The sequence below is a fragment of the Verrucomicrobium sp. BvORR106 genome, from assembly GCF_000739655.1.
In the GTDB taxonomy this organism is placed as follows: domain Bacteria; phylum Verrucomicrobiota; class Verrucomicrobiia; order Verrucomicrobiales; family Verrucomicrobiaceae; genus Verrucomicrobium.
Window position 1 is genome coordinate 1 of sequence record NZ_BATR01000057.1, and the last position, 20,747, is coordinate 20,747.

General features: G+C 60.1%; 19 protein-coding genes and 1 pseudogene. 13 read left to right on the forward strand and 7 right to left on the reverse strand.

Annotation, left to right across the window (positions count from 1 at the left end):
- The 3 genes from BV106_RS09155 to BV106_RS09165 all read right to left on the reverse strand — a co-directional run.
- Positions 1–619, reverse strand: a 619-nt coding sequence (locus tag BV106_RS09155; protein ID WP_038163697.1) for a hypothetical protein, incomplete at its 3' end; no start/stop codon positions are given.
- Between the two features lie 58 nt (positions 620–677).
- Positions 678–1,520, reverse strand: coding sequence for a hypothetical protein (locus BV106_RS09160; RefSeq protein ID WP_265595476.1), 843 nt, complete (start codon positions 1,518–1,520; stop codon positions 678–680).
- Positions 1,521–1,793: 273 nt separating this feature from the next.
- The gene (locus tag BV106_RS09165) at positions 1,794–3,227 is read right to left on the reverse strand and encodes a Mur ligase family protein (protein WP_038163701.1); all 1,434 of its coding nucleotides are present in this window, start codon (positions 3,225–3,227) and stop codon (positions 1,794–1,796) included.
- Between the two features lie 233 nt (positions 3,228–3,460).
- Between BV106_RS09165 and rpsA the strand changes: the two genes are divergently transcribed.
- The 5 genes and pseudogenes from rpsA to BV106_RS09190 all read left to right on the forward strand — a co-directional run bounded on the left by rpsA (position 3,461) and on the right by BV106_RS09190 (position 11,464).
- Complete coding sequence (gene rpsA, locus BV106_RS09170; RefSeq protein ID WP_009958826.1) at positions 3,461–5,134, forward strand: 30S ribosomal protein S1; 1,674 nt, start codon at positions 3,461–3,463, stop codon at positions 5,132–5,134.
- 466 nt (positions 5,135–5,600) lie between these two features.
- Positions 5,601–5,912 (forward strand): annotated as a pseudogene (locus tag BV106_RS39245) (septal ring lytic transglycosylase RlpA family protein); the annotation flags it as partial.
- Positions 5,913–6,005: 93 nt separating this feature from the next.
- The gene (locus tag BV106_RS09180; RefSeq protein WP_038163704.1) at positions 6,006–9,104 is read left to right on the forward strand and encodes a PVC-type heme-binding CxxCH protein; all 3,099 of its coding nucleotides are present in this window, start codon (positions 6,006–6,008) and stop codon (positions 9,102–9,104) included.
- Between the two features lie 547 nt (positions 9,105–9,651).
- Entirely contained in the window at positions 9,652–10,143 is a 492-nt protein-coding gene (locus BV106_RS09185) for a cation transporter (RefSeq protein WP_038163706.1), read from the forward strand.
- Between the two features lie 286 nt (positions 10,144–10,429).
- Positions 10,430–11,464 (forward strand): methyltransferase, encoded by a 1,035-nt coding sequence (locus tag BV106_RS09190; protein WP_038163708.1) that lies wholly within the window; start codon positions 10,430–10,432, stop codon positions 11,462–11,464.
- Positions 11,465–11,836: 372 nt separating this feature from the next.
- Here BV106_RS09190 and BV106_RS09195 read toward each other — a convergent pair whose 3' ends face one another.
- Together BV106_RS09195 and BV106_RS09200 are read right to left on the reverse strand one after the other, a co-directional pair.
- Positions 11,837–12,313, reverse strand: a complete 477-nt coding sequence (locus BV106_RS09195) for an SMI1/KNR4 family protein (protein ID WP_051945491.1) — start codon at positions 12,311–12,313, stop codon at positions 11,837–11,839.
- Between the two features lie 6 nt (positions 12,314–12,319).
- A complete protein-coding gene (locus BV106_RS09200; RefSeq protein WP_051945493.1) occupies positions 12,320–13,351 on the reverse strand; it encodes a Gfo/Idh/MocA family oxidoreductase in 1,032 nt (343 codons plus the stop codon).
- Positions 13,352–13,537: 186 nt separating this feature from the next.
- On the opposite strand from BV106_RS09200, the gene rpmB reads away from it, so the two are divergent.
- From rpmB to BV106_RS09240, 8 genes are all read left to right on the forward strand, one after another.
- Positions 13,538–13,801, forward strand: a complete 264-nt coding sequence (gene rpmB / locus BV106_RS09205) for a 50S ribosomal protein L28 (RefSeq protein WP_009958835.1) — start codon at positions 13,538–13,540, stop codon at positions 13,799–13,801.
- 11 nt (positions 13,802–13,812) lie between these two features.
- Positions 13,813–14,169 (forward strand): hypothetical protein, encoded by a 357-nt coding sequence (locus BV106_RS09210; RefSeq protein ID WP_038163711.1) that lies wholly within the window; start codon positions 13,813–13,815, stop codon positions 14,167–14,169.
- Between the two features lie 45 nt (positions 14,170–14,214).
- Positions 14,215–15,516 carry a diaminopimelate decarboxylase gene (lysA, locus tag BV106_RS09215; RefSeq protein ID WP_038163713.1) on the forward strand — a complete coding sequence of 434 codons (1,302 nt, stop codon included), beginning with the start codon at positions 14,215–14,217 and terminating at the stop codon, positions 15,514–15,516.
- A 153-nt stretch (positions 15,517–15,669) separates the two neighbouring features.
- A complete protein-coding gene (locus BV106_RS09220; protein ID WP_265595478.1) occupies positions 15,670–16,425 on the forward strand; it encodes a hypothetical protein in 756 nt (251 codons plus the stop codon).
- 33 nt (positions 16,426–16,458) lie between these two features.
- Positions 16,459–17,172 (forward strand): TIGR02206 family membrane protein, encoded by a 714-nt coding sequence (locus BV106_RS09225; protein ID WP_051945494.1) that lies wholly within the window; start codon positions 16,459–16,461, stop codon positions 17,170–17,172.
- 96 nt (positions 17,173–17,268) lie between these two features.
- A complete protein-coding gene (gene pyrH, locus BV106_RS09230) occupies positions 17,269–18,003 on the forward strand; it encodes a UMP kinase (RefSeq protein WP_038163714.1) in 735 nt (244 codons plus the stop codon).
- 97 nt (positions 18,004–18,100) lie between these two features.
- Positions 18,101–18,667, forward strand: a complete 567-nt coding sequence (gene frr, locus BV106_RS09235; protein ID WP_038163715.1) for a ribosome recycling factor — start codon at positions 18,101–18,103, stop codon at positions 18,665–18,667.
- A 95-nt stretch (positions 18,668–18,762) separates the two neighbouring features.
- Positions 18,763–19,437 carry a DapH/DapD/GlmU-related protein gene (locus BV106_RS09240; protein ID WP_038163716.1) on the forward strand — a complete coding sequence of 225 codons (675 nt, stop codon included), beginning with the start codon at positions 18,763–18,765 and terminating at the stop codon, positions 19,435–19,437.
- Between the two features lie 87 nt (positions 19,438–19,524).
- Here BV106_RS09240 and BV106_RS09245 read toward each other — a convergent pair whose 3' ends face one another.
- Together BV106_RS09245 and BV106_RS38220 are read right to left on the reverse strand one after the other, a co-directional pair.
- Positions 19,525–20,061, reverse strand: coding sequence for a hypothetical protein (locus BV106_RS09245; RefSeq protein WP_265595479.1), 537 nt, complete (start codon positions 20,059–20,061; stop codon positions 19,525–19,527).
- A 461-nt stretch (positions 20,062–20,522) separates the two neighbouring features.
- Positions 20,523–20,747, reverse strand: a 225-nt coding sequence (locus BV106_RS38220) for a hypothetical protein (RefSeq protein ID WP_265595480.1), incomplete at its 5' end; no start/stop codon positions are given.

Sequence of the window (20,747 nt, forward strand, 5' to 3'; positions counted from 1 at the left end):
TTAGCAGCTCAGGACTCGACACCGGAATGGCCGTGTTTTCCCAGGCACCTTCTTCGGCAATGTTCCCGGTGGCAAAGGCGTCAACAAATAGAATAATGTCGGAGGCTGGCACTGTCCCCCCGAGCCGTGTGATGTAGTCGGCAATTTCTCTGATGATGGTTGGTTTGACCCCCGACAGGATGTCGGCGGCAGCTCTGACGAACGCAGGATTGTCTTCAGATTTTGCCGCTTCATCCAGCTCACCGAGGATGCTGATCAGCTCAAAGAGCACAGCCTGCTGGCGGTTGGTGGAGAGGGTATCCAGCTTCAAAAATGCGGCTTGAATCCTGGCATAGTTAGAGTTTGCCTGCTCCGGTGCCGGCACTCCTGTGATGACGGCTTGAAGTTCTGCTTTTGCGCGGTTGATGGATCGGAGGTTCAACTTCCTGATCTCTCCTGCAGGCGGAACTGCCAGTTCATCCTGGGTGTAGGGCGCGGGCAGAGCCCTCGAGATCGAGTCGGCAATGCCGCTGTCGCTTTGCGGCAGAGTGAGGCCCTGGGCGACCGTCTGACCCGTGGCCGTGAAGAGCAGCGAGGCGCCTGCGATGGTCAGTTGAATGAGGCGTTGCAGGGGCTTCATGGGATGGAGAGAAGGGGATTCCCGAACAGGCGCGTGAGAGTCGTTCCTCCGAACAGTTCTACTCCGCAAGCTGCTCTTGCTCCTCAACCCAGGTTTTGAGTTCAAGGTATTTGGCATGGATGGTCGTCTCATCTGCGGCATATCTGGTCTTGAGCACGCTCAATCCGTCCCCGCTGCTGCCATACCTTGAGAAGAAGTCCGTTGCGGAGCTTGTGTAGCCCAAGAATTGCTGCGCCTCCTTCCATGGCCCAGACTTCAGCTGCAAAACTACTGCTGCCGGATTGAGGATCAGGCTTCCCGGAGCGTCCAGGGGCATGGGGCGGTCCTCCCAGCTCGCCTCAGAAATGAATCCGTCTCCAACCGCAAATAGCTTTATCAATGATGCGAGCACGGCTGCCGTCACTGTTCCATTTTGTTGCGCAACATGAGTCCCGGCTGAGTCAACGAGTGAAACGCCCAAATTGGCCAGTGGACCGAAGGCGCTGATCACAAAGGGCAGGGGTTCCTGTTTTTGAAAAACCTCCGCGAGATTGGGAACGAGCAAAAACAAGTCGGTCTGCGCCTTGGAAACGGCCACCTGATCCAGTTGTCCCTTGATGGTTTGAAGTTTGGAAAACCAGGGGGAAGCCTGGCCGTCTTCACCTGCAGGCACTCCAGACAGCACCTGGCCGAGGTCAGTTCTTATGGCGTTCACGGAATCAACATGGCCTCCCCAGATCTCACCCGAGGGAGGCGTGGGATAGCCTTCGCTCTGTGCGACGAGGGGACTGATGCCGATAGACGAGGCCAGAAGAAAGATCGCGATAGATGCTTTCATGAACTTAATCAGCGGTTCTGCGCCCTGGCCTTGAGTCTGTGAGAGTTTCGCGAGGCCTCTGCTGCTTCGTTTACATCGGTCCAACTTTATGTCTCGATGCAGCCCAACGTTTCGTCTTACCCGCCGTCTCGCTGCCCTGCTCGAGTGGGCGACGGCACTCGTACAGAGGGCAAAAAATGCCACTCTGAGCTGAAAAGAAAGAAATCGACGGACTGATGCTCTCAACATGGCCGGAGTGAGTTAGTTCCGACCTCCCCACGTGGAGTCAGCCAAATTAGCGAGATATATGTTTCTCGGAGAAGTATGAATTGTTCTGAAGGTTTGTCAAAGATATGTGAGAACGTGAGCGCCCGTTCTTCAGTTCTTTGTGATTTCCTGGATCTGATCAAAGAACGCTTCATTCCGGTAGGCCAGGGACACCATCGCCACGTCTCCATGCTGGCGCAGTTTCTGGAGCTTCCGGACGAGATCAGGGACTCTGGCCACGTGATGCGCCTTGATGCCGCTTCGGCGAAGGGCGCTGCAGAGGGCCCGGCTTGAGAAGGGGCGGGCGACGGGGGCGATTTCGAGAGGATCGGTAACGAGGGCCAAGTCTACCCCAGCCAGAGATTCGGGAAGAGCAGCCTGGTGGGGGCCGGCGGCACCACCGGTGTAGCGGGGCTGGAACAACAGGACGAGGCGTCGCTTGGGGAAACGCGCGCGCACGGCTTCCACGGCTCCGGCCAGGGCGTGTGGGTGGTAGGCCTCCTCTTTCACCACGGTGAGTTGCGGGGAGTCGATCAGGAGTTCCTGACGTCCGCGAACTGGTTGCCACTGTCGGAGGGCGTCTGCTGCCGTCTTGGGCGGCACTCCCTCTTGCCGGGCCAGAGTGATGGCCAGGGCGGCATTGATGGCGTAGATTTTGCCAAAAGCGGCCAACTGGAAGGTTTCGCCCAGAAAGTGGAAAGTCTGGAGCTCGCGCCCTTGCCGCCAGCCAGTGATGCGGTGCTGAGCTTGACGGCCGAAGCCGATCGTTTCCGTGCCGGCAAGCTGGCGTCGTGTGGCAAGGGCGAAGGCTCCGGGGTCGTCGGCGTTCAGCACTAGGCCTCCGGAAGGGGGCAACAGATCCACCAAGGCCTCGAATCCGGCCCGGTAGGCCCGTTCCGCGGGGAAGACCTCCACGTGGTCCCAGTGCAGATTGGTCACCAGCACGCGGCTCGGGCGATAGTGGAGGAACTTGGGGTTCAGATCGCCCAGACCGGAAAGGTACTCGTCGCCCTCCAGGACAAACGGGCCACTTCGGCGCTGGCTGGAGTGGAACATTTTCCCGAGATTGGGAGCCTCTCCGGCCACGAGGTAGGAGGGGTTTTTCCGGGCCGCCTTTAGGATCCACGCCAGCATGGCGGTGGTAGTCGTCTTGCCATTGGTGCCCGCCACCACAAGATTCTGGGTGGTTTGCAGGAAGTGCCTCTCCACAAAACCCGCCAGGGTGGACCAGGGGAGGCGACGCTCCAGGACCGAGGCGACCTCTCTATTAGAAGGGCTGAAGTAGCTGCCGATCACCACGTGGTCGGGTGTCGGGGTCAGGTTCCCGGCGGAAAACTCGGTGTGGTAGGCAATACCCGCCTGAGCCAGCAATCCGCCCATGGGTGGGAAAACGTGCCGGTCTGAGCCGGTGACTCGCACCCCCAGGCGAGCCAATTCCATGGCCACCGCCCCCATGGCCCGACCGCAGATCCCGATGAAGTGCACGTGAGGCGGGAAGGGGCCGGGAGTGCTTTTGGGACGGAAACCGGGGGCTGAACAGGGCATTTTCAGGAGGAGTTTAGCCTGTGGAACCCTCATTTGGCTAGCGAATCGGCGGCTTTCCCCAGCTGCCGGGTCGAAAATGCTTGCTTTCGCCCCAAAACCCCCGAACTTCCCGGCCCGCTTCATTCCGGCCTCAAACTTCACGTTCGCAGCGGTACCTTCAAGGCAGGACGAACAGCGCCCCGGCAGCTCCGCGGCGTTTCAGTGGCAACATCACAAACCCAAGAATAATACACATGAGCGCAACGCTCGCGGAGTTGATCGCAGGATCCTTCCGCACTCTTCACGAAGGATCCATCGTCAAAGGCCGGATCCTTGAAATCAAGCCCCAAGTTGTCCTTGTGGACATCGGCTACAAGTCCGAGGGCGCGATCCCCCACTCCGAGTTTGAAGACGAGGACATCCAGGTGGGCGACGAAATCGAAGTGCTTCTGGAGCGCCTCGAAAACGACGAAGGCATGGTCGTTCTCTCCAAGGAGAAGGCCGCCCACAAGCAGAACTGGGACAAGATTTACCGCGTCTTCCTCGACGGCGGTCTCGTCAAAGGCAAGGTCAAGAGCGTCGTCAAAGGCGGCCTCATGGTCAACGTGGGCGTCGAAGCCTTCCTGCCCGGCTCCCAGATCGACATCATTCCTCCCCGCGACCTCAACGAGTACGTGGGCAAGGTTTACGAATTCAAGATCGTCAAGGTCAACGACGAGCGCAAAAACATCGTGCTCAGCCGCCGCGAAGTTATCGAGGCAGAGCGCGCCGAACAGCGCCAGAAGTTCCTCGAGAGCGTCAAGCCCGGCGACAAAGTCGAAGGGATTGTCAAGAACATCACCGACTTCGGTGTGTTCGTGGACCTCAATGGCATGGACGGCCTGCTTCACATCACCGACATGACGTGGGGCCGCTTGAACCATCCTTCCGAACTCGTGGCGATCGGCCAGAAGCTGAACGTCCAGATCCTGGAAGTGAACCGCGAGAAAGAGCGCGTCAGCCTCGGTCTCAAGCAGATGCAGTCCAACCCCTGGGAAAGCATCGAAAACCGCTACCCTGTGGGTCAGCGCGTGCACGGTACTGTCACCAAGCTCGTCGCTTACGGCGCGTTTGTGGAAGTGGAAGAAGGCGTCGAAGGCCTCATCCACGTGTCCGAGCTCTCCTGGACCAAGCGTATCGCCCGTCCTTCCGACGTGCTTACCGTTGGTCAGAAGGTGGACGCCCAGGTTCTTGGAATCAACAAGGAAGAGCGCAAGATCTCCCTTGGCGTGCGTCAGCTTGACACCAATCCTTGGGACAACATTGATGAGCGTTTCCCGATTGGCACCAAGATGAAGGGCAAGGTGCGCAACCTCACAGCTTACGGCGCGTTCGTGGAGCTTGAGGAAGGCATCGACGGGATGATCCACGTGTCCGACCTCAGCTGGACCCGCAAGATCAACCACCCCTCCGAAGTCCTCAAGAAGGGCCAGGAAGTGGAAGCCACGATCCTTGAGATCGACAAGGCCAACCAGCGCATCAGCCTGGGCATCAAGCAGCTCGAAGGCGATCCTTGGAGCGAGATCGACACCCGCTTCAAAGTGGGCGACCTCGTCAAGGGCCGCGTGGCCAAGATCGCCAGCTTCGGCGCGTTTGTGGAACTCGAGGACGACATCGACGGCCTCGTGCACATCAGCCAGCTTAGCGAAGACCACGTCAACCGCGTCAAGGACGTGCTCAACGTCGGCGACGAAGTGGAAGCCCGCGTCATCAAGGTAGACAAAGTCGAGCGCCGTATCGGCCTGTCCGTCAAGGCGGTCAACTATGACGAAGAGTCCCTCAAGAAGGAAAGCCAGGCCTTCGAAAGCCTCCGCCCCAGCACCGACCTCGTCGGCCTGGAGCAGGCCTTCAAGTTCGCGACGGAAGAATACCGTCCGGGCCAGGGCTAAGCCTGAGTTCGAGGAGAATTTATTCTCCACATATTCCATACAGATCTGCGGAGGAGCCTCGAAAGAGGCTCCTCTTTTTTTACAGCCGTTCTGGGAATTTTTTGCGAACCCTTGATGCTCCTTGGTGGATTTCCCTAGGTGACCCTCACAGGGTCATTTTATGGTTTCCTCAGGCAGCTTTCAACGCTAGCCTTTAACCCACATGTTGAGAAATTATTCCAGAAAAGCGTGCATGATCATCGCGACCACGGTCGTGATGACGGGCGCGTCCATCATGCTGAATGACTATCGCAAAGATGAGTTCGTTAAAATTACACTTGAGGCGTCCGGGGCTGATGCGGCCGTGGATGCCGTGCATGAGGTCCAGGATGCGCAGCGCATCCAGTCGGCGGTGCGCGGCCTCATGGTGAAGGCCCGGGCCTCGCTGGACACCAGCAAGCAGCTGCGTCCGGCGGGCAAGGTTGAGAAGGGCATCGCCTCCAGCTATGGCAACGGCTTCAACGGCCGCAAGACGGCCAATGGTGAGATCTACAACCAGAACACGTACACGGCGGCGCACAAGAAGCTGCCCTTTGGCACCAAGGTGCTGGTGAAGAACCTCCGCAACGGACGTGAGGTGGTGGTGCGAATCAACAACCGCGGCCCCTATGTGCGCGGCCGCATCATTGACGTGTCCCTGAAGGCCGCCAAGGATCTGGGTATGCTCAAGGCCGGAGTGGTGCCGGTGGAGGTGAACGTGCTCGCTGAGGAAAAGCGCGTGCTGGCCTCGGCGGAATAGTGCCGCCTGTCACAATAATACCGAAACGCGGCACAAGGGGCGTTCAGTTGTCGCAGCGCATGGCGTAGGTTTCATGCGCTGCTCTGCGCCCCTATGAAACTGCTGCGTTGCCCTTTGCTGTCAGGTACGATTGTGTTGTCCATCGCCGGTGCGGTGGTGCCGGTTCACTCCTCAGCGGCGGCAGAGCCGGCGGGAGGCATCAAATCCGTGACCACGCATCGGGAGGCCTATGGGGCGACCAAGGGCACGGTGGCGGTGGACCCGAAAGACCTGCCCCGCCTGCCTCCAGTGGAGCCGCAGAACGCGTTGGCCACCTGGCAGGTGAAGGAGGGCTTCAAGCTAGAGATTGCTGCGCATGAGCCGCTGGTGCGGAGCCCCATCGCCGTCAGCTTTGATGAGCGGGGCCGGATGTTCGTGTGTGAGATGATCGATTACTCGGAGCGACGCGATGAAACACCGCACCTGGGGCGCATCTCCATGCTGGAGGACAAGGACGGCGATGGGAAGTATGAGACCAGCACGGTGTTCGCAGAGAATCTGGCCTGGCCCACGGGGCTGATCTGGGCCAATGGTGGCCTTTATGTGATCGCCACGCCGGACATCATCCGGTTCGAGGACAAAGACGGCGATGGCCGGGCTGAAAAGCGGGAGGTGGTGTACACGGGCTTCGGCACGGGGCTCAAGATTCTGAACGTGCAGGGTATGGCGAACTGTCCGCAGTGGGGCATGGACAGCCGGGTGCACCTTCAAGCCGGCGGCGGGAACCGCGGCAAGGTGAAGTGCCTGAAGCGGCCGGACCTGCCGGAGCTGGAGCTGGGAGGGCGGGACTTCTGGTTCGATCCGCTAACGCACGAGTTCGGCCTGGAGGCCGGTGGCGGCCAGTACGGCATGAGCTATGACACGTACGGGAGAAAGTTCGTGTGCAGCAACAGCGACCACCTGCAGTTCTTTGTGTGTGACGACGCCTACTCCCGGCGGAATCCGTACTTCAACTTTCCCCAAGTGCGTCAGAGCATCGCGGTGGATGGTGGCGCGGCAGAGGTGTTTCGCCTCAGCCCGGATGAGCCCTGGCGCATCATCCGCACCCGCTGGCGCATCGCCGGAGTGGTGAAAGGTGCGGTGGAAGGCGGTGGACGGGTCTCGGGTTATTTCACCGGAGCCACGGGGACCACGGTCTATCGCGGCGATGCCTACGGACCGGAGTTCGTGAACAACACCTTCACCGGGGACGCAGGCGGGCAGTTGATTCATCGCAAGGTGCTCCGTCAGAAAGGGGCCAGCCTCGAAGGCGAGCGCCCGGCGGATGAGCGGGGGCGCGAGTTTTCCGCCTCAAAAGACACGTGGTGCCGCATTGTGAACTTCGCCAATGCGCCGGACGGCTGTCTCTACGCCATGGACATGTACCGGGAGACCATTGAGCACCCGTGGGCCATTCCGGATGAGATCAAACAGCACCTGGATCTGAACAGCGGCAATGACCGGGGGCGCATCTATCGCATCACCCCGGCCGCCGGCCTGCCGGTTGGGCAGCATCAGCGCGCGAACTTTGCCGGCATGGGTCTGGCCGGCCTGGTGAAGACCCTGGAGCATGCCAACGGCTGGCACCGGGAGACGGCGGCCCGGCTGATCTATGAACGCCAGGACAAGACGGTGACGCCACTGCTGGTGAAGTTGTTGGCTGAAACCCAGAGCCCGCTGGCAAAGTTCCATGCTCTCTGGTTGCTGGAGGCGTTTCATGGTGTGGGCGAGGCACAGGTGCTGGCGGCCATCCGGGATAAAGATGAGCACGTGCGGGAGCTGGGCATCCGTCTCAGTGAGGGGCTGCCGGTGGAGATCCGGGTGGGCAAGGCGCTGCGCCAGCAACTGGCGGCGTGTGCGGAGGATCCGGCACCCCGGGTGCGCATGCAGCTGGCCTTCACGCTCGGTAGTTATTTCAAACCGGAGATGTTGGCAGGGCAGGGAATGGAGGTGAGCCGGACACTGCTGACCACGGCGACCCGCCTGCTGGCGGAGGATCAGGATGACTGGACCTATAGCGCGCTGGTTTCCGGGCCTCCGGCGCTGGCGCGGGAGTTGTTTGAGAAGGTGCGTGCGTTCACTCCCAGTGGCATTCCTGAGCCCCGTATTGCGGAACTGGTGCAGGTCATTGCTGCCCGGCAGGATCCTGAGGATCTGAAATGGCTCATGGAGACTCTCTCGAAAGGAGCGGGCAGCAGCACGCAACGTCTGCGGGCCCTGGACAAAGGGTTGCGTCAACGAGGCGGCTCACTTGCGAAGCAGGATGCAGCGGGTGTTTTCAAACCTGTTTTTGACCTGGCTGCCCAAGAGGCCGCTAATGCAGGGGCGGTGAGTTCGAGACGTCACGAAGCAGTGACGTTGCTGGAGATGGCTCCCTATGCGCAGGCGCGTCCGGCCTTGGCGGCACTACTGCAAAAGGATCAGCCAGCCGATTTGCACCAGTCTGCGGTGCAGTCGCTGGTCCGCTTCAATGAGCCCACTGTGGCGGAGGTGTTGCTGGAGGCGTGGCCGGCGCTTCAGCCGGCGGCCCGAGCGGCGGCGCTCGAAGGATTGCTTTCCCGCCCCGAACGCATTCTGGCGCTGTATCAGAACATGGGCAGTGCTCAGCCAGTTTTGAAGCCGGAGGAGCTCTCCAGCGCGCAGGTGCAGGCGCTCATCAAACACACGAATCCCAAGGTGGCGGCGCTGACCAAACAAGTGCTGGCCGCAGTGATTCCCAAACCGCGGGAAACGGTCATCGCGGAGTTTCAGCCAGCCTCCTCGCTGAAGGGGGACGCCACACGGGGGCAGTTGGTCTTCATGCAGCGTTGTTTCACCTGCCACCGCGCGGGTGGACAGGGATTCCAGGTGGGGCCTGATTTGATCACCGTGAAGACCAAGGGACGTGAGGCGCTCCTCAGCGCCATTCTTGATCCCAACAAGGAAGTGGCTCCGCAATTCATCGCCTACACGGTGGAGACGCAGGACGGCCAGACCCTGGGCGGTCTGCTCTCCAAGGATGATACGACGGGTGTGACGGTGAGGATGACCGCCGGGGCGGAGGTGAATGTAGCCCGTGCTCAAGTGAAGAAAATGTCGGCCGGCGGCCTGTCGCTCATGCCGGAAGGTCTGGAGGCGGGGATGGATGCCCAGGGCATGGCGGATCTGTTGGAGTTTGTGGAAACGCTGAAGTGAAAATTAGGAATTAGGAATGGGGTTCTTGGTTCTTCATGGCGCGTTATTGCATGAACCCGGAGGGTTCGCCGTGCGTAGCCATGGGTCGGCCGAGCTTAGTGAGGACTACCCATGGAAGACGGGGCTGGGAATTCTACCGCGGAGCGGTAGGCCAATCGGCACCGAATGGTGGATGAGGTGCTTCTCGGGATTGTCGTCCGGGCTTTGCAATGCGATTGGCCTACTGCTCCGCGGTAGAGGGTGAACGGGCGGCACCCCCGGGGTAACCCTCGCTTCACTCGGTCGACCCGGGGCTATTCATGGTGAACCCTCCGGGTTCGGAAAGGTTTGGCAATGGTTGCGCGGTCCAGGGACCCGGGGCGTGGTGGAAAGAGGAGTGAGGCGTGTGTGCTCAAGCGAATTGCACTTGCTGTCAATGCGCCCTCCGGGTTCCGGGAAATGCGGAATGGACGGGGCGAGGGGCGAAAAACGGTTCCATCGGCACCTCGCATGAAAAATGCTGCTCCCCGCTGAAAGGCCCGCGCAACCCCGGCGTCTTTGTCACTCTATGAAATCCATCACTCTGCTCGTTACCGCCACTTTGCTCGCCCTCGGGCTGTCTGCCCAGGCGGAGTCCACCCTCACGCTCAACGGCATTCACAACTGCTGCAAAGGGTGTGAAAACGGCATCACCAAAGCCATCACGAAAGTGGACGGCACCACCGCGGCCGTCACCAAGACTAGCGTGACCATCACGGCCAAGTCCAAGAGCGATCTGGACAAGGCGGTGGACTCCCTCCTGGACGCCGGCTACTACGGCGAAGGTGCCACCGTGAAGGCCGTGGCCGACAAGCAGGTGAAAACCGCCACCGTGAGCAACACCCACCTCTGCTGCGGCAAGTGCGTGAAGGGCGTGGATGAAGCCATCAAAGCCGTCAAAGGCGCCACCAAACACAACGCCACCAAGGGTGAAGACAGCTTTACCGTGGAAGGTGACTTCAATCTGAAAGAGCTGCAGACCGCGCTGAACAAAGCCGGCTACAACGGCAAGATTGAATAGGGAGCCCGATCAAAGTTTGGGAATGCGGGTTTAACCACAGAGGCACAGAGAACACAGAGTACTGAAACTGAGGTTTAGACAGAATTAACAGAATTTACGGAATTAGGTTTGGCTTATCCGGAAGGGTATTTTCACCCAGATCAGTCGTTCGAAACTCAATTTTGTTAATTCCGTTAATTCTGTCTAAAAAGTCCTGCCTCTGTGTTCTCAGTGCCTCTGTGGTGAATCCGCATTCTCTCCCCAAGATTGGCTTTGTCATCTCCCTCGATTCTCGCTTGAGTGCGGCATGGCCGCTGACCTCACCTCTGTCCCTCAAAGTGATCCGCTTCGTGTTTACCGCTACCGCGATGGCTTGTATGCCGCTGACCTGCTGACGGCGGCGGTGGTTCATCTGGATTTCTTCACCTGGCTGGGGGCAAACCCATCCACCAAGGAGGAGATCTGCGCACGGTTTGAGTTCGCGGAGCGGCCCACGGATGTGATGCTCACGCTATTCGCCGCCAATGGCTTTGTGGAGCGCCAGGATGATGGGAAATTCCATCCTACGCTCACGGCCCAAGAGCACCTCACCGCCGGTTCGCCTTGGTGCCTTTCGCCTTACTACGCCTCGCTCAAGGATCGTCCGATTACGCAGGACTACCTGAAAGTGCTGAGCACCGGCAGGCCCGCCAACTGGGGTGGGGATGAAGCGGCGTTGGACTGGCACAAGGCCATGGAGACGGATGCGTTCTCCCGCAGTTTCACCGCGGCCATGGACTGTCGCGGATTTTATCTCGGTCAGGCCCTGGCCAAGAAGGTGGACCTGGGCGGTCGCAAACACCTCTTGGACATCGGAGGTGGCAGCGGGATTTACTCCTGCTCGCTGGTGGCTCATCATGCAGAGCTGAAGGCCACTGTGTTCGAGCAGTCACCGGTGGATCGCATCACGCAGCGTTGCATCGTGGAGCGGGGGTATCCGGATCGTGTGTTCGTGGAGACTGGCGATATGTTCAAGGATCCGCTGCCCACGGATGCGGATGTGCATCTGTTTTCCAACGTCTTGCACGATTGGGACTACCCGGAGGTGCGTGAGTTGCTGGCCATTTCCCACAAGGCGCTGGCTCCTGGTGGCCTGTTGATCATTCACGATGCCTTCATCAATGAGGCAAAAAATGGCCCGCTGCCTGTGGCGGAATACTCCGCGCTCCTCATGCACTCCACCCAGGGCAAGTGCTATGGCGTGGGTGAGTATGCCGAGCTGTTGCGCGAAGCTGGGTTCGAGCCCGGCGCTTATCACGACACGGCGGCGGATCGCGGGTTCATGACGGCGATTCGTCGGTAGTCCGGTGATTCGGTAGAACAGTAATTCAGTAATTCATAAAAACGGTGGGACAGGGGAGGATGCTTCGTTGTGGGGCGCCTCCTCAGTCGCGGCAGCGTCTTGGAGTACGGTGGCTCGACACCGTTTTCTAACCGGGGGCGATGGTCCGCTTGGTGGCAAGCAGAAGCGGAGGGATAAGTGCTCGTCCGTGATCGGCAGGCGGGCGTGATGTCGATTTTTGACTGCTTCCACCGCTGGCGAAAACGGTGTCGAGCCACCGTACTCCAAGACGCTTCGCGTTCTTCGAAGGCGGTGGGCATGGTAAAGAGGCGTTTGGGTTGTTTCCTTTGACTCCAGGAGTGCCGGAGATTTGAACCCGCCGTCAAGCTGCGGTTACCAGTGCGGTTGTGGGATAGGGTATTCTTCACTCATCTCATCATCGTCAGATGGTGGGGTGAAGTACTCCTCCAGGAAGTCGTCAAAAGAGGGCCAATGCGGAGCGAGTTTGCCTGCTCGCAACTGGTCACTCCCTCCTTCAAAATCGACATTGAAAACGGCGTCGGATTCGCAGTCGTAAACCAAGATGGCGCCGCCGCAGAGGTCCGTGAGAGCGAGATAGCGGTCGGGGAAACTGTGATGCTCGCGACATTGGCGTGTCAGCGATTCGATGCTGAATTCGTTCGGGCCTGCGAGATCGCACAGTTCGAATCCAGACACTTCACTGGTAAATGCCCCCTCATACCGGCGGTAGAACTCCTTGAACTCCGACTTTGGCTTCACACCAAGGCGTTGAAATACTGCATCAGCCTCCGCCGGGTCCTTCCGGTGGAAGATCGAATCAGCCAAGGCGTGCTCGACGTTGGGGTGCATAGCCTTTTACGCGACCCTCACCAGATCCCCGGCATCCATGCTCTCGGCGGCGGCCTGGACCACGCGCATGTACTTGATACCCTCAAGGAAATCCGGTTTGGGCCGGGGCGCGGAGGGGTTGAGCACGGCGTTGATGAAGTCGCGCTCGACAGTCCATTCCTTCGCTTCAGTGTCGGGAATCGGCACGGCTTCAAGTGCGCCGCCGGTCCTGCCCAGGCGAATTTCGTCGGTCACGAAATTGTAGGTGAGGGTGCCTTCGCTGCCATAGATCTGGATGGCGTCCTGCGGCGGGTGAGAGGCCACGCCGCTGAAGATGAGGCTGCCCTGAGCACCATTGCGGAAGCCGCAGAGCACGTGGAGGTAGTCGGGGATCTCCACCTCATAACCTTGGCGGTCCGGGGTGACGACGGCCCCATTGGCCTGAACAGCCACGATATCGCCCAGCCAGCGTTGGATGATCTCGACATAGATGCCAAAGCTCAGCACCTGAAGGCCGCTGATCTCCACGCGTTGACGCCAGTGGGCGGGGGCCGCAGGATCCAGCCAGCCGCCGTTCATACTGTGCAGGACGGTGTGGTAGGGCTTGCCAATGGCTCCCTCAGCGAGGAGGCGGCGCACGGTGGCGTCCCCCTTCATGCCATAGGGAGGGGGGCAGAGGGCGGCGACCAGTTCCGGATTGCTCATGCTGGCCTCCCACATGAGCTGGGCCTCTTGCAGGCTCATGGCCATGCGGGCCTGGCAGAAGACGTGTTTTCCCGCGCGGAGAGCGTAGCAGGTGATCTCACTGTGGAGCATGGGCGGAGTACCGATCCAGACGACATCAATGTCCCCGCGGGAAACAAGCTCCGGCCAATGCTGCATGGGCTCGGCGGTGGGGGCCAGCTCCGCGCAGAATTTCTGGCTGCTTTCCAGCGTGGCATTGCTCACGGCCACGATTTCGACCTCCGGCATGGCCTGCAGGGCGGGAAGGTGTCGGGTCTTTACGATGCCACCGGCGCCGACGATGCCGACGCGAATCCGCTTGGGGTCAGAACTCATGGAGGGAAAAGGGGAAAATGAGACTTTTGCTTCAGGAAAGGGATTGTCCAGAGGCGGATACGGTCCAAAATGACACTCCGGCTGCCGAGTGACCTTTTCTGACAGTGATGTCAAAATTAGTTGACGATCTTCAGACTGCGATTAACCTCCCGGCCCTTCTTTTCAACCCTAACCCTTTCCAAAGTCATGGCCAGAGTTTGTCAAATCAGCGGCGCCCGCGTTACCTCGGGGCACAAAATCCATCGCAGCGGTAAGGCCAAGAAAGAGGGCGGTATCGGTAAGCACATTACCAAGCGCGTGAAGCGCAAGATCTACCCGAATCTTCGCGACAAGCGTATCTTCGTTGCCGAACTCGGTCGCTGGGTCAAGGTCCGTGTGACCGCCCGCATCCTGAAGACCATCAACAAGGTCGGCGCTTTCAAGGTGCTTAAGGAAGCTGGTCTCGTCTAAGGAGACCCTCCATGGCGGTTGACGCCATATTCAATCTTTTTGAAGCCGCGCTGTGGTTCGCCATCAGCGCGGTTTTCTTTTTGCGCGGAATGTTCCGCGCTGGCGGCAATCCGCCGGCGGTCCGGACGATGCGGCGGGAAATGTTCCTGCTCGCGGCGGCGTTCGCAGCCTTTGGGGTGAGCGACGTCATTGAATCCCGCACCGGGGCCTGGTGGGAGCCATGGTGGCTGCTGGCTCTGAAGACGGTGTGTGTGCTGGTGTTTCTGCGTGCGTTCTGGCGGTATCGAACTGGCCTTCGCGCCTGGAGAAAGGCGGGAGAGGTCTCGCCGACCGGGGAGAACGCAAAAGACGAGGGGGCTCCCGAGTGACGCACAGCTTGCACGCGGCGCATTTTGGCTTACATCACGCGCCCTATGCATTCTTTCCGCTACATTCAGGGTCGCCTGCACTGTGAGAACGTTGAACTGGAATCCCTGGCCGCAAAACACGGCACACCGCTGTATGTGTACAGCAAGGAGACCATCACGGATCACTACAAGCGGCTGGATGGAGCACTCGATCGCCTGGATCACCTCATCTGCTATGCGGTAAAGGCCAACTCCAACCTCGCGATCCTGCAGACCATTGCGGATCTGGGCGGCGGCTTTGACATCGTCTCCGGTGGCGAACTCTATCGTGTGATCCAGGCTGGTGGCCGCGCCTCCCAGTGTACCTTTGCCGGCGTGGGCAAAACCCGTGGCGAGATCGAGTACGCCCTGCAGCAGGGGATCTACAGCTTCAACGCCGAGAGCGAGGCTGAGCTGCGCCAGATCAACGAGGTGGCTGGCTCTCTGGGCAAGAAGGCCCCGGTGGCCCTGCGCGTGAACCCGAACGTGGACGCGAAGACCCACAAGTACATCTCCACAGGCAAGAGCGAGAACAAGTTCGGCGTGGACTTCGACCGCATCCTTGATGCCTATGCCGCGATCGCGACAGAGTGCGAGCACCTGGAAATTCGCGGTCTGCAGATGCACATCGGCTCCCAGCTTACGAGCATCGACCCCTTCGTCGAAGCGGCGAAGAAGGTGGCCCCGCTGGTAGAGAAGCTCAAGGAGCGCCATCACATCAAGTTCTTCAGCATCGGTGGCGGGCTGGGCATCGTGTACCGCGAGAGCCTGGACAGCGGCGATCAGACCTGGTGGGGTGACAAAGAGGAGGCCGAGCGCCCCCTCACCATCCAGAGCTATGCCGATGCCCTGGTGCCGATTCTTGAGCCTCTGAAGCTGCGCATCCTTCTGGAACCCGGCCGTTTCATGGTGGGCAACGCCGGGGCACTGCTCTCCAAGGTGCTCTACCTCAAGAAGGGCAATGCGAAGAAGTTCGTCATCGTGGACGCTGGCATGAATGACCTCATCCGCCCCGCCTTGTATGAAGGCTGGCACCAGATCACCCCCCTGCAGAAGGCCGAAGGGGCCGAGCTGGAGAAGGTGGATGTGGTGGGACCGATCTGCGAGACCGGTGACTTCCTGGCTCAGGACCGCGAACTGCCACCCGTGCAGGCTGGCGACACCCTGGCGGTGCTCAGCGCCGGAGCCTACGGATTCACCATGGCCTCCAACTACAACTCCCGCCCGCTGGCGGCGGAGATCCTGGTGGACGGTGCCGAGGCGCATCTGGTGCGCGAGCGCCAGACCTTGGATGATCTGGTTCGCGGCGAGCATCTGGTGCAGAAGTGAGCCCGGTGGGCTGCCCTAAGTGAGAAATTCTGACGAAAGAGGGGGTGTTTCGGCACCTCCTCTTTTGCATCTGTGAAAGATCGCAGTGGAGTTTCCCGTGGCAGAGATTATGAAAGCTGAAGTTGTGGGGACTGTTTTGCCCCCCCCCTTCCCTTGGCCCCATCTCTGACCGACCTGACGAAGCGAAGCATGAACCTCACCCGTCCTATTCACACCTGCCTGCTGTTGCTGGGCCTCGTGGCCAGTCTTGGATTTGCCAGCGCCGCCTCCGCCCAGAGCCAGGAGTACATCATCGTCAGTGGCGGCCCGGCCTTGAGAAAGTGGGAGGATCTGCGCGCCGCCGGTACTCAGCATGATCGCTGGTGGGGCAACTTCATCCGCCCGGCCCGTGTGCGCATTGAGGAGATCAAGAAACAAGACCCGAATGCCATGATCACCTGGCTGGTGTACCGCACCGCCTTCGTGACCCGCAGTACGGAGGACAATCGCGCGCTTACCCCCCTGGTGGAGAGCGTGCGGGACAAGTACGGTGTGCGTCTGATGTGGTTCGACAACGGCACCCAGCTCATCAATTATCTGAACGAAGGCCAGCCTCGTGGCCGGGTGAAGATCTGCAACTTCGAGTACTACGGCCACAGCAACAAGTACTGCTTCATGTTCGACTACAGCAATCTGGTCTATGGCGTGTCCAAGTCCTGGCTGCATGAGAAGGATCTGCCCCGTATTCGCGGCGGGATCTTCACGAAGAATGCCTACTGCAAGAGCTGGGGCTGTCACACGGGGGAGAGCATGAGCCGCGCCTGGCGCAATGCCACCGGCATTCCGATGATCGGCGCCTACGGGAAGACGGACTACTCCAACCCGGTGCAGATTGAGCTGTCCTTCGGCGGCCATTGGACCAACGGCTGAGGTGGCGGAAGGGGAGCCTGGTGACGAAGACGCATGCCGCCCGCAGTTGAGCAGACTTTTCGAGCCTATGGCCCCAGCCATCTGGCGGCCCTGTTCGCGACGGCGCTGGTGGCAGCGGTGATGATCTGGGTGGCGCGTCGCGGGCTCGGGCGCGCGCAGCGCACTCTGGAGTGGATCATGGCGGCGGCCCTGCTGGTGCAGTGGCCAGTGAGCTACGCCTTCTACGTGCATACCGGCACGCTCACGGTGGACAACCAGTACCCCTGTCACCTCTGCGACCTGTCGGCCCTGCTGGGGGTGGTGGTGTTGCTCACCCGGAAGCAGTTCTTCTGTGAGCTGCTCTTTTTTTGGGGGCTGGCGGGTACCATGCAGGGCATGCTGACCCCGGCGCTTACCTCGGATTTTCCCAGCCCGCGCTACTTCGCCTTTTTCCTGGCTCACGGGGGAGTGGTCGCGACCGCGCTCTACGGTGTCCTGGGCTTGCGGCGGACTCCGCGGGCGAGGGCTAAGTGGGTCGCATGGGGGCTGATCAATCTCTATGCCCTGGTCATCGGCGGTTTCAACGCCCTCACCGGGGGCAACTACGGCTTCCTCTGCCGGAAACCGGCTACTGCCTCGCTCTACGACCTTCTGGGGCCTTGGCCTTGGTATATCGGCGCGGCATCATTGATGGCGCTCGTCATTTTCATCCTGCTCGATCTGCCCTTTATCCGGGGCAGAGGGCGGGCTCTTCGGGCAGCCCGGTGAGAATCAGTCTCTGCAACGGGATTCCGTCGCTACAAACTCGTCACGCGGTGATTTGTCTTTGCAAGCGTGCACGCTTCATGTAATTACGACCCGAAGATGCCAGACGACGAAACACGAAAGTTCAAGAGGGTCCTCATCAAACTTAGCGGCGAAGCCCTTCGTGAAGTCGGAAGTCATGACAACATTTCCCCGCCGATTGTGGAGAGCATTGCCTCCCAGATCAAGGCGGCGCACCAGTCCGGTCTGGAGATCGCGGTGGTCGTAGGAGGTGGAAACTTCTGGCGGGGCATCAGTGCCAGCAACCGCGGCATGGAGCGCGCCACGGCCGACTACATGGGCATGCTGGCCACGGTGATGAACTCGCTGGCTGTCCAGTCCATGCTGGAAGGCATGGATGTGCCCACCCGGGTGCAGAGCGCCATCAAGATGGACAACGTGGCGGAGCCCTTCATCCGTCGCAAGGCCATGCGCCACCTGGAACTGGGTCGCGTGGTCATCTTCGCCGCTGGCACTGGCAACCCCTTCTTTTCCACGGATACCACGGCCGCCCTGCGCGCCAGTGAGATCAGTGCCGACGTCGTACTGAAGGCCACCAAGGTGGATGGCATTTACGACAGCGATCCCAACAAGAACCCGAATGCTGTTCGTTACGAGCGTCTCACGTATCAGGAGGCCCTCACGCGCCAGCTCAAGGTGATGGACGCCACCGCCTTCAGCCTCTGTCAGGAGAACAACATGCCTATTGTGGTGTTCGACATGAACGGACCGGACAACATCCGGCGGGCTCTGACAGGCGAATCCATTGGCACGATCGTCACCAACGACGCGTGACAACCGGGTGGGAGCGTGCTTTGCTGCCTCCCCCTCGCTGGTGCCAGACCGTCCCCGCGCCAGGTCTGCCTGATCAACTCGAACCTTACTGCATCCCATGCCCCTTGATACCGCCCTCCTCACCGCCGAGGAAAACATGACCAAAGCGGTGGAATACGCCATCCACGAGTTCGCGGCCGTCCGCACCGGCAAGGCCTCCCCGGCCCTTGTGGAAAACACGGACATCTGGGTGAACAGCTACGGCAGCAACATGAAGCTGAAGCAGCTGGCCATGATCTCCACCCCGGAGCCCCGCCTCATTCGCATCGAGCCGTTTGACCCCTCCACGCTGAAGGACATCGAGCGCGGCATCAATGCCTCCAACCTGGGCCTCAACCCCAGTGTCGAAGGCAAGGTGATCCGCCTGCCGGTGCCAGAACTCTCCACCGAGCGCCGCCAGCAGATGGTGAAGCAGGTGAAGGGCATGGCTGAAGACGCCCGCGTCCGCGTGCGCGCCGTCCGCCGTGAGTCCATGGAAGAGCTCAAGAAGCTCGAGAAAGCTGGCACTATCACCGAGGATGATCTGCATCGCGGTGAGAAAGAAGTGCAGACCTTCACGGACAAGAAGATCGCAGAAATCGACCAGCACGTCGTTTCGAAGGAAAAGGAAATTCTCACCGTGTGAGGTCCTTTCTGGTCTGGGTCGGGCAGATGGCGCTGGCGGCATGACGTCGGTGCCGGGCTGCCCTGCTTGCCAGCTGCACGTCCGCCTGCTTCCCCATGTTCTCCGCTGGCAACTACCTGGACCTTTCCCGCACCATTCACGGGCTGCTCTTTGATGATGAGCAGCCGGTCTGGAGCGCCCTCACCCGCATCGAGGGGTACTTGCAGTTCAAGCTCAAGCCCGAGATCCTGGGCGAAGTCTCGCCCAAGGCCACCCTCGGAGACCAAGTCTTCATTGATGAAGGCAGCGTGGTCGAGGCTGGAGCCGTGATCAAAGGCCCGGCTTGGATCGGCAAGAACTGCCACATCCGCTCCGGAGCGTACATCCGGGAGAACGTCATCGTCGGCGATGGCTGCGTGCTGGGGAACTCCTGTGAGTTCAAGAACTGCATCCTGTTCGACAACTGCGAGGTTCCCCACTTCAACTACGTGGGAGATGCTGTGCTCGGCTACAAGGCCCACCTGGGGGCTGGCGTCATCCTCTCCAATGTCCGCCTCGACCGCGCTCCGGTCGTGGTGCACCACGGCGCCGAGCGGATCGCCACGGGGTTGAAGAAGTTCAGTGCCGTTGTTGGAGACCATGCGGAAGTGGGCTGCAACAGCGTCCTCAGCCCAGGCACTCTCATTGGGCGGCGCAGCATCGTTTATCCCTGCGCAAACTTCGCCGGCGTCCTGCCGGAATCGTCCATCCTGAAGGTGCGCCAGCAGCACGAAGTGGCGGAACGCCGGTAGTTCGGTGGATCCTGTCATCCGGAAGGGACTGTGGCTGGGTCCTTGCCTGCGGCGAGGGCGTGAGCCTTATGCCTCAGGATCCCGGGGCTATACCCAGATGTCTCGCCGCGTGTCGGACGATGCAGGGTTCTTCGGCTCGGCAGCAGGAGTCTCGGTCGCGATACGAAGTTTGAAGACGCTCAGCCACAGCAGGAAGTGAAAGATGGCATCCCTCCCTGCATCTGACAGGCCCGTGGGATGACTGGGATACCTCATTGTCACCCTGACGACCTGAAAAAGGAACCAGCCAACGGAGAGTCCGGTGAGAGCGAGCATCCACCGGAGTGAGGCGGAAGTGGAATAGACCCGAAGCAGCCCCAGCACGGGGATGGTGAAAAAGGCCACGGTCAAGATGGGGCCCAGATAGGCCTGCCCGGAAACCCTCCCAGGCCCAAAAGCGTTGGCCATGCCGATGTTGAACAGGGTGGGATACAAGTTGAATGCAATCCGGCCCAAACTCCAGACCATGAAGCAAACAAGCGCGACTCGATATCGCGCCAGAGAAGTTTTCAGAGAGGAGACAGCAATGAGAGCGGCCAGGATAACGGACAGACCATTCCAGCAGGACATCCAGAGATAAAACATAGTGGGGCGTGGGTGTGCGGTTGAGGTATCGCAGCGAACGGAGCGGTTGATGGCTGCTCTGGAACCTGGCGAGCATGCGGTGGATGGAACAATTCATCTTCTTTGGATCTGCATCGATGAAAACGATGGGAGCGGCGGAATGGGGATTCTTTGATTCGTCCGTTGCGCTGCCCATCGGCCAGCACGGGAGACATAGTCTGCCGCGTCCCAGGTGGACTCTTCTGGATGGAGTCCTGCGCCGTTGCTTTGAATGCCCCCGCCATTTTGAAGAGGCTGCAAAAAGAAGGCGCTTACGCCCTCGTGGCCGGGCACGGCGCCGAGGATGAACTCATCCCCGTGGCCATGGGGCAAAAGCTTGGATAGTTGTTTCCTAGCAATATTTGGTATGAGGATGTTGCAGGCGCGCGGCCCAATGACGTGTTGAGCACGGATAGGGGCAACACGGGGAGGGAGGTGTTAGCCTATGCTGAAGAAGTGAGGAAGGTAGGGTGTGGTGTTGCCTGGGAGTTTTGGAGGTGGGCCACTTTGGTATCCCAAACCTCCAAAATTTTACAGGCGATGGCAAAATTCGATTGAAGATTGCAGGATGATGTTCTAATGAGTATCAGTAAATACCCCATACTGATACGCATGAGTCCTAGATCGCGCGAAAGTTCCAACAGCATCCTCTCTCGTTTTCGGCGAAA